Source organism: Micromonospora sp. SL1-18, from assembly GCF_047921505.1.
Lineage (GTDB): Bacteria > Actinomycetota > Actinomycetes > Mycobacteriales > Micromonosporaceae > Micromonospora.
In genome coordinates, this window is record NZ_JBLROA010000018.1 from 40,047 (window position 1) to 52,907 (window position 12,861).

Here is a 12,861-nt window from a genome sequence, read left to right on the forward strand (position 1 = left end):
TTTCGGGCTTGGCCAGCCCTTCAGCAGGACATTCACTTCCGCAACTGGCGGCCTCCGTGCCCTGATCGCACGGCGAGTGCGACGATGGACGCGCGAGCCACGTGAAGATTCCCGCCGGCACGAGGTGGAGGTGACCATGACCGCGGCGGTGTTCGACCACGACGGGCAGTGGACGGAAGAGGAGTACCTCGCCCTCGGCGAGACGCAGCAACGCGTCGAACTCTTCGACGGGAGCCTCCACGTGACCCCTGCGCCCACCCCCCGACACCAACGGATCTCGCGCAAGCTCGGCAACATCCTCGAAACGGCCACCGAGGCCGTTGGACTGGAGTTGCTCGAGGCGGTGAACGTCCGGCTCCGGCCGGGCCGCATCCCCATCCCCGACATCGTCATCACCGACCCTGTCAACCTCGACGAGCTCATCATCGAGGCGGACGCAGTCCGGCTGGTCTGCGAAATCATCTCGCCGAGCAACGCGGCCACCGACAAGGTGCTCAAGATGCACTACTACGCCGCTGCCGGGATTGAGTGGTACCTCCTGGTCGAGCAGGAGAACGGCACGCTGCACCTGTACCGACGGCAGGGCCGGCACTACCGGGAGCTTTCGGTGACCAAGCCGGGCGAGGCGTTGGAGTTGACCGAGCCAGTGCGCGCCACGATCCGGCCGGAGGATCTCGTCTCCTGACGGATGTCGGTCCGCTCGCCTAGGGTCGGCGCATGAGCGAGTTCGACGCGGCGAGCGACGCCGTCCAGGCCGCCCTCGACGCGGGGGCGCGATACGCGGACGCCCGGGTGATGCACCGCCGCTACGAGTCGATGTCGGCCCGCAACGGCGACATCGAGGAGCTGACCCAGGACGAGAGCATCGGGCTGGGCGTCCGAGCGCTGGTCGGGTCGAGCTGGGGCTTCCATGCCGTACCCGATCTGTCGGACGCTCGCGAGGCCGGCCGGCGCGCCGCGGCGACCGCCGCCGCGAGCGCGCGGGTCCCCGGCCCGTCGGTCGACCTGGTCCCCGTCGAGGCCGCCGTCGCGAGCTGGGCCTCCGGATGCGAGGTGGACCCGCTCGGCGTCCCCCTCTCCGACAAGGGCGACCTGCTGGTCCGCGCCACCGAGACGATGCGCGCGCACGGCGCCGACCTGGCCGAGGGCCTCTACCAGATCTGGGACACCGCCAAATGGTTCGTCTCCAGCGAGGGGCACCGCATCGACCAGCGCATCCGGGAATGCGGCGGCGGCATCTCGGCCACCTCCATCGGCGACGGCGAGACCCAGCGGCGGTCCTACCCGAGCTACCGCGGGCAGTACGGCACCACCGGCTGGGAGCTGGTCACCTCGCTCGACCTGGCCGCGCACGCCGCCCGGATCGCCGAGGAGTCCCGGGAACTGCTCACCGCCCCCGAGTGCCCGGCCGGCGAGACCGATCTGATCCTCGGCGGCGAGCAGCTCGCCCTGCAGATCCACGAGTCGGTCGGCCACGCCATCGAGCTGGATCGGATCCTCGGCTGGGAGGCCGCCTTCGCCGGGACGTCCTGGCTTGACCTGGCCCAGCTCGGCGCGCTGCGCTACGGCTCCGAGCTGATGAACATCACCATCGACCCGACCATCCCCGGCGCGCTGGGGAGCTTCGGCTTCGACGACGAGGGCTCCCCGGCGGTCAAGCGGGACGCGGTCCGCACGGGACGATGGGTGGGAGTGCTCGCCGGCCGTGACTCGGCCGCCGTCGCCGGTCTCGGCTACGGCGGCAGCGTACGGGCGGACGGCTGGGCCCGGCTGCCGATGGTGCGGATGACCAACGTGGGCCTGGAACCGGGCCCACACACCCTCGACGAGATCATCGACGCCACCGACGACGGGGTGCTGATGGACATCAACCGCTCCTGGTCGATCGACGACAAGCGACTGAACTTCCAGTTCGGTTGCGAGGTCGGCTGGGAGGTGAAGAAGGGCCGGCGGGGGCGGATGCTGCGCAACCCCACGTACACGGGAATCGGGCCGGTCTTCTGGCGCTCGATGGACATGCTCTCCTCCGAGATCGTCCCGTGGGGCACGCCGAACTGCGGTAAGGGCCAGCCCGGCCAGGTCGGGCACACCGGCCACCCGGCCGCCCCGGCCCGCTTCCGCAACGTCCGGGTGGGGGTACGGGCATGAGAGAGCTGGATGTCGCTGGTCAGGTCGTCGAGCTGGTCCGCCGGCTTGCCGGGCCGGACGCGCAGGCCGAGGTCACGGTGGCCCGCGCCGACCTGGCGCTGACCCGGTTCGCGAACTCGTTCATCCACCAGAACGTCGCCGAGTCGGGCACGGCGGTGCGGCTGCGGCTGCACGTCGACGGACGGACCGCCGCCGGCAGCGGCAGTCTGCTCGATCCCGACGGGCTGACCGCCCTGGTCGAGCGAGCCCTGGCAGCGGCCCGGCTCGCCCCGCCCGATCCGGCCTGGCCGGGGCTGACCCCGCCGTCGCCGGTCCCGCCGGACGCGGTCCTCGACGAGGCCACCGCGTACGCGTCGCCCGACGAGCGGACCGCCCGGGTACGCGCCTTCGTGGACGCGGCCGGCGGGCTGGAGACCGCCGGCTACTGCCGGACAGCGTACAGGTCGGGCGCGTTCGCCAACTCGGCCGGGCATTCGGCGGTGGGGCGTACGGCCGAGGCGGCGATGGACGGCATCGCGCGTACCGGCGGGGCGGACGGGGTGGCCCGACGCTGCGCCGACCGGCTCGGTGAGCTGGACGGTGCCGTGCTGGGCGCCCGGGCGGCGGCGAAGGCGCGAGCCGCGGCCGATCCGGTCGAACTGCCCCCGGGGCGGTACGAGGTGGTGCTCGAACCGGCCGCCGTCGCCGACCTGCTGCAGAACCTCGCCTGGTTCGGCTTCAACGGCAAGCGGTACGCCGAGCGGCAGTCCTTCGCCGAACTCGGCGTCGTCCAGTTCGACCCTTCGGTGACCCTGGTCGACGATCCGCTGCACGCCTCGGCCCTGCCGTACGACCTGGAGGGCAGCCCGCGACACGCCCTGACCCTGGTCGACGCCGGCACCACGACGGCGGTGGCGCACGACCGGCGCAGCGGCGCCGAGGCGGGGGTGGCGTCCACCGGCCACGGGATGCCCGGCGCGTCCACCTTCGGCCCGATCCCGCACAACCTCCGCCTGCTCCCCGCCGCCGCCCGCACGGTCGGTGGGGACAGCCCGGCGTCCGTGGGCGGGACGGCCGACGGCGACCGCCCGGCACCCGGCCCGGGGGCGGCCCCGGGCGGGGCGGTAGCCGACGCGGACACCTCGGCGCTGGTGGCCGGGGTGGAGCGCGGGCTGCTGGTCAGCGACTTCTGGTACACCCGGGTGCTCGACCCGAAACGGCTGGTCATCACCGGGCTGACGCGCAACGGCGTCTGGCTGGTCGAGGACGGGGTGCCGACCCGGGCGGTCCGCGACTTCCGCTTCACCGAGTCGTACCCGCTGGCGCTGGGGCCGGGCCGGGTGCTCGGCCTGGGCCGGCAGCCGGTCCGCCAGCCGGATCGGGTCGACGGCTCCTGGTGGGAGGCGCCGCCGCTACGGCTGACGTCGTGGAACTTCACCGGCGGCGCGTCCGGCTGAGGAGGCTTCTTCCCGGAGCCGGTGCCGGTCGACGGATCGAGTCGCTGGCCCGGTTCACGGCACCCGTACGAATATTGATCATGGATCGGGTCTTTCCAACCTGGTGAACACACGGGACACTGCGTTGCGCGGCCACGCCGCGAAGATCGGCGTAACGTGTGTCAACTAGCTGCGCCGGTTCGCCGGCGCGGCCGCATGCGTGCGCAAGACGTGGCAGTGGACGTGGTCTCGCCGGTCCGCTGGCCGGTACGGAAGGTGATCCGCCGCCCCGTGGGGGCGCCGTCAGGGAGACTCGAATGACATCAAAGTCGGCTACGACGCCGATAACCCAGCCGCTTGGGGCGCGGGCACGCGCCGCGATCGCGGCGAAGTCGTTACGGACCGACCGCTGGTGGTTCGCGCCACTGATCACCGTCGTCGGACTCAGCGCCTGGGTCATCTACGCGACGGTGCGGGTCTTCATGCACAGGTGGTTCTGGGTCGAGGACTTCCACTACCTGACGCCGTTCTACTCCCCCTGCCTGACCGAGCGGTGCGGCGCGGGCTCCGCGCACATGGGCACCTTCCTGCCGGACTGGTGGATCATCCCGGACGCGGCGCTGACCCTGCCGTTCCTGCTGCTGTTCCGGTTGACCTGCTACTACTACCGCAAGGCCTACTACCGGTCGTTCTGGCTCTCGCCGCCGGCCTGCGCGGTCCCGGATGGACACCAGTCGTACGGCGGGGAGACCCGGTTCCCGCTGCTCGGGCAGAACCTGCACCGCTACTTCTTCTACGCCGCCGCGCTCATCTCGGCGATCAACACGTACGACGTCTTCTACGCCTTCCACTCGCCCAAGGGCTTCGGGTTCGGGCTCGGCAACCTGGTCCTGGTCGGCAACGTGGTGATGCTCTGGGCGTACACCATTTCCTGCCACTCCTGCCGGCACATCATCGGCGGCCGGCTGAAGCACTTCTCCAAGCACCCGGTGCGCTACAAGGCCTGGACCTTCATCTCCTGGCTGAACGTCCGGCACATGCAGCTCGCCTGGATCACCCTCGGCACCCTGGCGCTGACCGACTTCTACATCATGGCGGTCTCGGCAGGCTGGTTCGCCGACCCGCGGTTCATCAACTGAAGGCCCTCACATGACTGAGACGCGAATCGAACGACACCACTACGACGTCGTCGTGATCGGAGCCGGCGGCGCCGGCCTGCGCGCGGCGATCGAGGCCCGGCTGGCCGGCAAGAAGACCGCGATCATCTCGAAGTCGCTCTTCGGCAAGGCGCACACCGTCATGGCCGAGGGCGGCGCCGCGGCCGCGATGGGGAACGTGAACTCCCGGGACAACTGGCAGGTGCACTTCCGCGACACCATGCGCGGCGGCAAGTTCCTCAACAACTTCCGGATGGCCGAGCTGCACGCGAAGGAGTCGCCGCAGCGGATCTGGGAGCTGGAGACGTACGGCGCGCTGTTCGACCGTACGAAGGACGGGAAGATCTCACAGCGCAACTTCGGCGGCCACGAGTACCCGCGGTTGGCGCACGTCGGCGACCGGACCGGGCTGGAGCTGATCCGTACCCTCCAGCAGAAGATCGTCTCGCTCCAGCAGGAGGACAAGCGGGAGTTCGGCAACTACGAGGCGCGGATCAAGGTCTTCGCCGAGACCACCGTCACCGAACTGCTGCTCGACGGCGACCGGGTCGCCGGCGCGTTCGGCTACTACCGGGAGTCCGGCGAGTTCATCCTCTTCGAGGCGCCGGCCGTGGTGCTGGCCACCGGCGGCGTGGGTCGCTCCTACAAGGTCACCTCGAACTCCTGGGAGTACACCGGGGACGGTCACGCGCTGGCGCTGCGCGCCGGGGCGACGCTGATCAACATGGAGTTCCTCCAGTTCCACCCGACCGGCATGGTCTGGCCGCCCTCGGTGAAGGGCATCCTGGTCACCGAGTCGGTCCGCGGCGACGGCGGGGTGCTGAAGAACTCCGACGGCAAGCGGTTCATGTTCGACTACGTGCCGGACGTGTTCCGCAAGCAGTACGCGGACAACGAGGCGGAGGCGGACCGCTGGTACACGGACCCGGACAACAACCGGCGTCCACCCGAGCTGCTCCCCCGCGACGAGGTCGCCCGCGCGATCAACAGCGAGGTCAAGGCGGGTCGGGGTACGCCGGCCGGCGGCGTCTACCTGGACATCGCCTCCCGGCTGCCGGCCGAGGAAGTCCGCCGCCGCCTGCCGTCGATGTACCACCAGTTCAAGGAGCTGGCCGACGTCGACATCACCAAGGAGCCGATGGAGGTCGGCCCGACCTGCCACTACGTGATGGGCGGCGTCGAGGTGGACCCGGACTCCGGCGCGGCAGCAGGCACCGTACGTGGGCTCTTCGCCGCCGGTGAGGTCTCCGGCGGCATGCACGGCTCCAACCGGCTCGGCGGCAACTCGCTGTCCGACCTGCTCGTCTTCGGCAAGCGGGCGGGCGGCCACGCCGCCTCGTACGCCGACCAGCTCACGTCGCGCCCGACGGTGCCCGTGGCGGCGGTGGAGGCCGCGGTGGAGACGGCCCTCGCGCCGCTGCACCGGGACACCGGCGAGAGCCCGTACGCCCTCCAGCGGGACCTCCAGACGGTGATGGGGGAGCTGGTCGGGATCATCCGGCGGGAAGGTGAGCTGGCCGACGCACTGGGCAAGCTGACCGAGCTGCGCGAGCGGGTGGCCAAGGTGAGCGCGGCCGGCGGCCGCCGCTACAACCCGGGCTGGCACCTGGCGCTGGACCTGCGCAACATGCTGGTGGTCTCGGAGTGCACCGCGAAGGCGGCGCTGGAGCGGCAGGAGTCGCGCGGCGGGCACACCCGGGAGGACTTCCCGACGATGGACGCGAAGTGGCGGCGGGTGAACCTGGTCTGCTCGCTCGACGGCGACATGGTCCGCCTGGAGCACAAGCCGCTGCCGAAGATGCGCCCGGAGCTGATCGCCCTCTTCGACCGGGCGGAGCTGGCCAAATACCTGACCGACGAGGAACTCGCCGAGTTCGACGCCCTCGCTGAGGAGGCGAGCAAGTAATGGGGACCAAGAGGCAGTTCCGCATCTGGCGGGGCGACGAGACCGGCGGCGACCTGCAGGACTACACCGTCGAGGTCAACGAGGGCGAGGTCGTCCTCGACGTCATCCACCGGCTGCAGAACACGGAAGCGCCGGACCTGGCCTGCCGGTGGAACTGCAAGGCCGGCAAGTGCGGCTCCTGCTCCATGGAGATCAACGGCAAGCCGCGGCTGAGCTGCATGACCCGGATGTCGACGTTCGAGGAGAACGAGACCGTCACGGTCACCCCGCTGCGGACGTTCCCGGTCATCCGGGACCTGGTCACCGACGTCTCGTTCAACTACGAGAAGGCCCGGGAGACCCCGGCGTTCGCCCCGCCGGCCGGGGTGGCCCCCGGCGACTACCGGATGCAGCAGGTGGACGTCGAGCGCTCGCAGGAGTTCCGCAAGTGCATCGAATGCTTCCTGTGCCAGAACGTCTGCCACGTGATCCGCGACCACGAGGAGAACAAGCAGGCGTTCTCCGGTCCCCGGTACTTCATCCGGGCGGCCGAGCTGGACATGCACCCGCTCGACGCGAAGCCCGACCGCAAGGAGTACGCGCAGGCCGAGATGGGGCTCGGCTACTGCAACATCACCAAGTGCTGCACCGAGGTCTGCCCCGAGCACATCAAGATCACCGACAACGGGATCATCCCCATGAAGGAACGGGTCGTGGACCGCAGGTACGATCCCCTCGTGTGGCTTGGTAGCAAGATCTTCCGGAGGGGTCAGGTGCCTCAGACCAGCGTGACCAGCGGGCATCACAGCGGCGCCGCGACGGCCGACGATCCGCAGGAGGTGCACTCGCACGCCGGCGGCTCGCACGACACGCGGTCCGAGGTGCAGGCGCAGCAGGGCGTCAACTGGCACCGCGAGGTGCCGCACCCGACGGCACCCGCCGTCGACGCCAACGGCCGGCTGCCGCTGACCGAGCTGACCTTCGACAAGGCCGCCGCGCCGTCGCCGTTCGGCGACGACCTCCGGTTCCCGTTGCCGCCGCAGCACCTCAACTTCGCTCACCCGCAGCAGGACGAGCCGAAGCACTGAGCACGACACGAACGACGACGGGGGCCGCGGCAGATGCCGGCGGCCCCCGTCCCGTTTCCGCCCCCGTGTCCGCTCTCGCCGTTCAGGATCCCGCGAGCAGGGGGCGCAGGGCGGCGACAACCGGCACGTCGGCGGGCAGCCAGGGCACGCTGTCGAGTTCGGCGGCGGAGAGCCAGCGCAGCTCGGAGTGCTCCAGGGCCTTCGGCTGGTCACCATGGAGGAGGCGGGCCACGTACACCCGGAGGACGGAACGGCCGTGGGCCATCCGCACGTCGCGGCCGACCCGCGCGCCGATCTCCACGCGTACGCCGAGTTCCTCGGCGCACTCGCGGACCAGCGCGACGCTGTCAGTCTCTCCCGGCTCGACCTTGCCGCCCGGGAACTCCCAGCGGCCGGCCACCTCGGGGGGCGCGGAGCGGGCACAGGCCAACACCCTGCCGTCGACGACGATGGCCGCCCCGACGACCACCTTCGGCTCACGCCGGTCTACCTGCCCGTTACCGCTAGCCCGTTCGGTCCGCACGGGCGTCCAGCCTGCCAGATCAATCGGCGGTTTGGGTACCTGAGCTCGCCGTCAGGACAACAGAACACGGAAGTGTGGGCGTGGACACACCATCCGCGTGACGACAAACTAGAGGGCGGCGACTAGGACACGGGGCGGCGACGATTTGGCCACAAACCGGCAACGACGCCTGGGAGGTGCGGTGATTCGCGTGCTGTTCAGCGGGCGGGCCAAGCACGACTATCTGAGCGATGCCCTAGCCCTGCTGTCCGGGTGGACCCGCGAAGGTGAGCAGATCCACCGCACGCTCGTCCTCGACGACACCCAGCACGCCGCGTTGACCGAGCGGGTCAAGGTGGTCGCCGACGCGCTGCGCCTGCGTCCCGAGATCAGCCGTCGCGCCGACCGTACGCAGATCCGGGTGGGCCACGGCGACGGCGAGCCGCTGACCGAGGGCGAGGTCCTGCTGGCCGCCCGCATCGAGGACGCGGTCCGCGCCGTCACCCAGCACTGAGCCGGATGGCACGCCCCGCCTAACGTCGTAGGGCATGACCACCCCCACGTACGACCGCAAGGACCAGTTTCAGCAGATCCAGAGCGGGCTCCTGGCCGGCGAACAGATCATCGCCGTCTACGACGCGGTCGGGACGGGCACCGGCTTCATCGGCCTGACCGATCGTCGCGTGATCATCCAGGACCGCTCCTTCATCGGCAAGCGGTACGCCATCACCAGCATCCCGTACGCGAAGATCACCAGCGTCAGCGTGGTGAGCAACAAGTCGTGGGGCGGCTCGTTCTTCTCCACCGGGGCGATCGCGATCCACGTCGGCTCGCAGACCTACGAGGTCGAGTTCCGGGGCGCGCAGAAGAGCCACCACGTGCACAACGTGATCCTGCACCACATCTCCTGACGCCTTCGACGTGCCGGACGCGCCGGTCGCCCTGGTCCTGGGCACCAAGGTGGAGGCGGACGGCAACCCGTCGGCGTTTCTCGCCGCCCGGCTGGAGCTCACGCAGCGGCTGTTCGCCGCCGGCAAGGTCCACGCGATCCTGGTGTCCGGCGACAACATGCACGCCGGCTACAACGAGCCCGAGGCGATGCGGCGTTGGCTGGTCGACCGGGGTGTGCCGGCGGGCAAGGTGGTGCTCGACTACGCCGGCTTCGACACGTACGACTCGTGCGTGCGGGCCAAGCGGATCTTCGGGGTGGACCGCCTCACGGTGGTGACCCAGTCCTTCCACCTGCCCCGCGCCGTCTCGCTGTGCCGGCACCTCGGCATCGAGGCCAACGGCGTGGGCGACGACACCGTCCGGCGGTACGCCCGAAAGTGGCGGATCAGCTCGACCCGCGAGTACGGCGCCTGCGTGAAGGCGGTGGTGGACGTGGTCTCCGGCCGCGGCCCGGTGCACCTCGGCCGCCGCGAGACCAGCGTCGACGACGCCCTCCGCGTCGGCTGAGGCGCTCACCGGGTCAGCCGCCGGTCGCGGGCGTACCGTTCATCGAGGCGACCGGCGGCGTCCCGGCGGATCCCCGTCCGCAGGGAACCCAGCAGCAAGCAACCGTCAGCAGCAGCTGGCGGGAGCCCCGGTAGGGGCAGCTTCCTCTTCCGCGGCCGGGGTGCAACAAGCGCCTGCGGTCGCCTTCTCCAACTGGGCGGAGTCGGCCTTGACGGTGTAGACCTCCCACGGCTCGTTGCCAGGTCCGCGGACCCAGACCTTGTCCTGGAGCGCGTAGCAGCACTCGGTGTCGTTCTCCTCGAGGGTGATCAGGCCGGCGTCGGCAAGCCGCCGGGTCGCCGCGTTCACCTCGTCGGTGCTGAACACCTCGACACCGAGGTGGTCCAGGACGGTGGACTGGTCGGGCTCGCCTTCCAGCAGGACGAGCTTCAGTGGCGGGTTCTCGATGGCGAAGTTCGCGTAGCCGGGGCGGCGCTTGGCCGGCTCGGCGCCGAACAGCTTGGCGTAGAAGGCGACCGAGCCGTCGAGGTCGGAGACGCGCAGGGCGAGCTGGACACGGGACATTGGCTTCCCCTTATCTAGGTTCTTATCGAAGCAGGACCCCCACTGTTGCACCCTGTTTTGAACCCTGTCAAGGTAGAGTCATGTCGAAACAAGCCCTGCCGGTGGTGGACCTACGCGCGGTCGCATGCTGCTCCCCCATCGCCGTCCGCGCCATGGACGCCGACCAGGCGACGCTGGTCGCGCCGATGTTCAAGGCACTCGGCGACCCGGTCCGGCTGCGGCTGATGTCGATGATCGCCTCGGTGCCCGAGATCTGCGTCTGCGATCTGACCTCGGCGTTCGACCTGTCCGGGCCGACCATCTCGCACCACCTCAAGGTGCTGCGTGAGGCCGGCCTGGTCGACTCGGAACGGCGCGGCACCTGGGTCTGGTACCGGGTCAGGCCGGAAGCGTTCCGCCAGCTCGGCGCGCTGCTGGACATCTCCGCCGCGCCCGCCGCGGAGGCCGGCGCGTGAGTCTCGCCCGACGCGCGTCCGCCGAGTTCGCCGGCACCGCGATGCTGGTCGCCGCCGTGGTCGGCTCCGGGATCGCCGCCAACCGCCTCTCCCCCGACGACGTCGGGCTGCAACTGCTGGAGAACGCGATCGCCACCGCCCTCGCGCTGGGGGCGCTGATCCTGATGTTCGGGCCGGTGTCCGGCGCACACTTCAACCCGGTCGTCTCCGCCGCCGACTGGTGGCTGAGCCGACACACCGGAGCCGGCCTGACCGTACGGGAACTCGCCGGCTACGCGGCGGCGCAGGTCACCGGGGCGGTCGCCGGCACGGTCCTGGCCGACCTCATGTACGGGCTGCCGGCCGTGTCGTGGTCACACACCGACCGCACCGGGAGCAACCTGTGGCTGGCCGAGGTCGTCGCCACCGCCGGCCTGGTCGTCCTGGTCTTCGCGCTGGCCCGCAGCAACCGGGCGACCGCCGCGCCCGCCGCCGTGGGTGCCTACATCGGCGCCGCCTACTGGTTCACCTCGTCCACCTCGTTCGCCAACCCGGCGGTCACCATCGGTCGGGCGTTCACCGACACCTTTGCCGGCATCGCCCCGGCATCCGTGCCGGGCTTCGTCGCCGCCCAGTTCGTCGGCGGCCTGATCGCCGTCGCCGCACTCGCAATCTGGTACCCGCACGCCGGGCGCTCCGCCGACGCCCTCGTCGTACCCCACCCCACCGAGGAGGCCGTGCTCCGATGAGCGACAAGCCGAGCGTCCTGTTCGTCTGCGTACACAATGCCGGCCGTTCCCAGATGGCCGCCGGCTGGCTGCGCCACCTCGCCGGCGACACCGTCGAGGTCCGCTCCGCCGGCAGCGCGCCCGCCGAGCGAATCAACCCCGTCGCCGTCGAGGCGATGCGCGAGGTCGGCATCGACCTCACCGACCAGACCCCGGTACGCCTCAGCTGGGACGCGGCCGAAGCCAGCGACATCATCGTCACCATGGGCTGCGGAGATGCCTGCCCGGTGTTCCCTGGAAAACGGTACGAGGACTGGCAGCTCACCGACCCCGCCGGTCAGCCCCTCGACCTCGTACGCCAGGTCCGCGACGAGATCGGGCGCAAGGTCCGGACGCTGCTCGCCGACCTGCGAGCCCAGCGGTCACTCGCCAGCTAACCTGCCGTGCGGCAGAACGGCCGACAATGCGGCCAGTACACCCTGCGGGTCGTACGCGATTCGGTGCCCGTCGCTGACGACCCGGCGGGTGCCCGGGTCGACCGGGTCAATGTTCGCCCAGCTCACCGGCACGACGCCCATTTCGACCTCCAACCCTGACGGGCACCGCACCCGGACTTCCCTCAGCGGCCCCCACTCGCCCAGCCGGACGACCTCGCCACCGAGCCGGTCCGTCCAGACGCCCGGCTCCGCGTATCGCGGGTTGTCGGTGAGGACCACGATGTCGACGTCGGAGTCCATCCGCGCGGCCCCACGCGCCCAGGAGCCGACGACCAGCACCGCTCGGACGTCTTCGTGCTCGGACGCCCACCCGGTGACCAGGTCGACCACCGATCGGACTTCCCGGGACCGCTCCGCCGTCACCATGCGGCCGAGTCTGGCACGCAGTTCGGGGCATCGAGGGCTCGCGGTCACTGCCGTTCGCACCGGCAGCTACGCTGCGGTATGGACGGCCAGCCCCCGAAGACGGCGTTCGACTTCGAGCAGTACGAACGTCGCGTCCGCCAAGGTCCCTGCTTCGTCTGCGCCTTGGTGAGCGGAGATCCCGACTACCGGCACCACGTCGTGTACGAGGACGATGAAACGGTTGCCTTCCTCACCCGTAACCCGACGCTGCTCGGCTACTGCCTCGTCGCGCCGAAGCGGCACATCCAGAGCTGGATACAGGAGATGGAGCAACACGAGTTCCTGCGCTTCCAAGGCGTCGTATACGCCGTCGCGAGCGCTGTCGCGGCGACCCTGCCGACCGAGCGGATGTACTCGATGAGCCTCGGCAGCCAGCAGGGCAACGCTCACCTCCACTGGCACCTGGCGCCGCTACCCCCGGGCGTGCCCTACCACCAGCAGCAGTTCTACGCGCTCATGGCCGAGAACGGCGTACTCACGGTCGACGACGACGCCCAGTCGGCCCTGGCGCGGGAAGTCCGCTCCCGCATCCAGCTCTGAGGATCGGCCCCTGTGCGGGTGCCGCTGGGCGTCGTCGCTC

General features: G+C 70.5%; 15 protein-coding genes and 1 pseudogene. 13 read left to right on the forward strand and 3 right to left on the reverse strand.

The window, feature by feature from the left end:
• Window positions 1–136 precede the first annotated feature (136 nt).
• From ACNAW0_RS11525 to ACNAW0_RS11550, 6 genes are all read left to right on the forward strand, one after another.
• Entirely contained in the window at window positions 137–685 is a 549-nt protein-coding gene (locus ACNAW0_RS11525) for a Uma2 family endonuclease (protein ID WP_416287769.1), read from the forward strand.
• A 32-nt stretch (window positions 686–717) separates the two neighbouring features.
• Entirely contained in the window at window positions 718–2,148 is a 1,431-nt protein-coding gene (locus ACNAW0_RS11530; RefSeq protein WP_416287770.1) for a TldD/PmbA family protein, read from the forward strand.
• Window positions 2,145–3,584 (forward strand): TldD/PmbA family protein, encoded by a 1,440-nt coding sequence (locus ACNAW0_RS11535; RefSeq protein WP_416287771.1) that lies wholly within the window; start codon window positions 2,145–2,147, stop codon window positions 3,582–3,584. Before ACNAW0_RS11530 ends, ACNAW0_RS11535 begins: the two co-directional genes overlap by 4 nt.
• Before the next feature lie 296 nt (window positions 3,585–3,880).
• The gene (locus ACNAW0_RS11540) at window positions 3,881–4,702 is read left to right on the forward strand and encodes a hypothetical protein (RefSeq protein WP_416287773.1); all 822 of its coding nucleotides are present in this window, start codon (window positions 3,881–3,883) and stop codon (window positions 4,700–4,702) included.
• 10 nt (window positions 4,703–4,712) lie between these two features.
• Window positions 4,713–6,626 carry a fumarate reductase/succinate dehydrogenase flavoprotein subunit gene (locus tag ACNAW0_RS11545; RefSeq protein ID WP_416287774.1) on the forward strand — a complete coding sequence of 638 codons (1,914 nt, stop codon included), beginning with the start codon at window positions 4,713–4,715 and terminating at the stop codon, window positions 6,624–6,626.
• Entirely contained in the window at window positions 6,626–7,693 is a 1,068-nt protein-coding gene (locus ACNAW0_RS11550) for a succinate dehydrogenase/fumarate reductase iron-sulfur subunit (protein ID WP_416287775.1), read from the forward strand. The genes ACNAW0_RS11545 and ACNAW0_RS11550 overlap by 1 nt, the downstream gene beginning before the upstream one ends.
• An 82-nt stretch (window positions 7,694–7,775) precedes the next feature.
• Here the strand turns inward: ACNAW0_RS11550 and ACNAW0_RS11555 are convergent, their stop codons facing one another.
• Window positions 7,776–8,216 carry a (deoxy)nucleoside triphosphate pyrophosphohydrolase gene (locus tag ACNAW0_RS11555; protein WP_416287776.1) on the reverse strand — a complete coding sequence of 147 codons (441 nt, stop codon included), beginning with the start codon at window positions 8,214–8,216 and terminating at the stop codon, window positions 7,776–7,778.
• Window positions 8,217–8,400: 184 nt separating this feature from the next.
• Here ACNAW0_RS11555 and ACNAW0_RS11560 point away from each other — a divergent pair, with 184 nt between their 5' ends.
• The 3 genes and pseudogenes from ACNAW0_RS11560 to ACNAW0_RS11570 all read left to right on the forward strand — a co-directional run.
• Window positions 8,401–8,709, forward strand: a complete 309-nt coding sequence (locus ACNAW0_RS11560; RefSeq protein WP_416287844.1) for a 4a-hydroxytetrahydrobiopterin dehydratase — start codon at window positions 8,401–8,403, stop codon at window positions 8,707–8,709.
• A gap of 34 nt (window positions 8,710–8,743) precedes the next feature.
• Window positions 8,744–9,106, forward strand: coding sequence for a PH domain-containing protein (locus tag ACNAW0_RS11565; protein WP_416287778.1), 363 nt, complete (start codon window positions 8,744–8,746; stop codon window positions 9,104–9,106).
• Window positions 9,105–9,653 (forward strand): annotated as a pseudogene (locus ACNAW0_RS11570) (SanA/YdcF family protein); the annotation flags it as partial. The gene ACNAW0_RS11565 and the pseudogene ACNAW0_RS11570, both read left to right, overlap by 2 nt.
• 105 nt (window positions 9,654–9,758) lie before the next feature.
• On the opposite strand, the gene ACNAW0_RS11575 reads toward ACNAW0_RS11570, so the two are convergent.
• Window positions 9,759–10,217 carry an ArsI/CadI family heavy metal resistance metalloenzyme gene (locus ACNAW0_RS11575; protein WP_416287780.1) on the reverse strand — a complete coding sequence of 153 codons (459 nt, stop codon included), beginning with the start codon at window positions 10,215–10,217 and terminating at the stop codon, window positions 9,759–9,761.
• Between the two features lie 80 nt (window positions 10,218–10,297).
• Here ACNAW0_RS11575 and ACNAW0_RS11580 point away from each other — a divergent pair, with 80 nt between their 5' ends.
• The 3 genes from ACNAW0_RS11580 to ACNAW0_RS11590 are packed head-to-tail and all read left to right on the forward strand — an operon-like array spanning window position 10,298 to window position 11,816.
• Entirely contained in the window at window positions 10,298–10,672 is a 375-nt protein-coding gene (locus ACNAW0_RS11580) for an ArsR/SmtB family transcription factor (RefSeq protein ID WP_416287781.1), read from the forward strand.
• Complete coding sequence (locus ACNAW0_RS11585; protein ID WP_416287782.1) at window positions 10,669–11,400, forward strand: aquaporin; 732 nt, start codon at window positions 10,669–10,671, stop codon at window positions 11,398–11,400. Before ACNAW0_RS11580 ends, ACNAW0_RS11585 begins: the two co-directional genes overlap by 4 nt.
• Window positions 11,397–11,816, forward strand: coding sequence for an arsenate reductase ArsC (locus ACNAW0_RS11590; RefSeq protein ID WP_416287783.1), 420 nt, complete (start codon window positions 11,397–11,399; stop codon window positions 11,814–11,816). The genes ACNAW0_RS11585 and ACNAW0_RS11590 overlap by 4 nt, the downstream gene beginning before the upstream one ends.
• Here ACNAW0_RS11590 and ACNAW0_RS11595 read toward each other — a convergent pair.
• Window positions 11,802–12,242: a nucleotidyltransferase domain-containing protein gene (locus tag ACNAW0_RS11595; protein WP_416287784.1), complete on the reverse strand. Its 441-nt coding sequence runs from the start codon at window positions 12,240–12,242 to the stop codon at window positions 11,802–11,804. The genes ACNAW0_RS11590 and ACNAW0_RS11595 overlap by 15 nt on opposite strands.
• A gap of 78 nt (window positions 12,243–12,320) precedes the next feature.
• Between ACNAW0_RS11595 and ACNAW0_RS11600 the strand changes: the two genes are divergently transcribed.
• The gene (locus ACNAW0_RS11600) at window positions 12,321–12,821 is read left to right on the forward strand and encodes an HIT family protein (RefSeq protein WP_416287785.1); all 501 of its coding nucleotides are present in this window, start codon (window positions 12,321–12,323) and stop codon (window positions 12,819–12,821) included.
• Window positions 12,822–12,861: the final 40 nt, after the last annotated feature.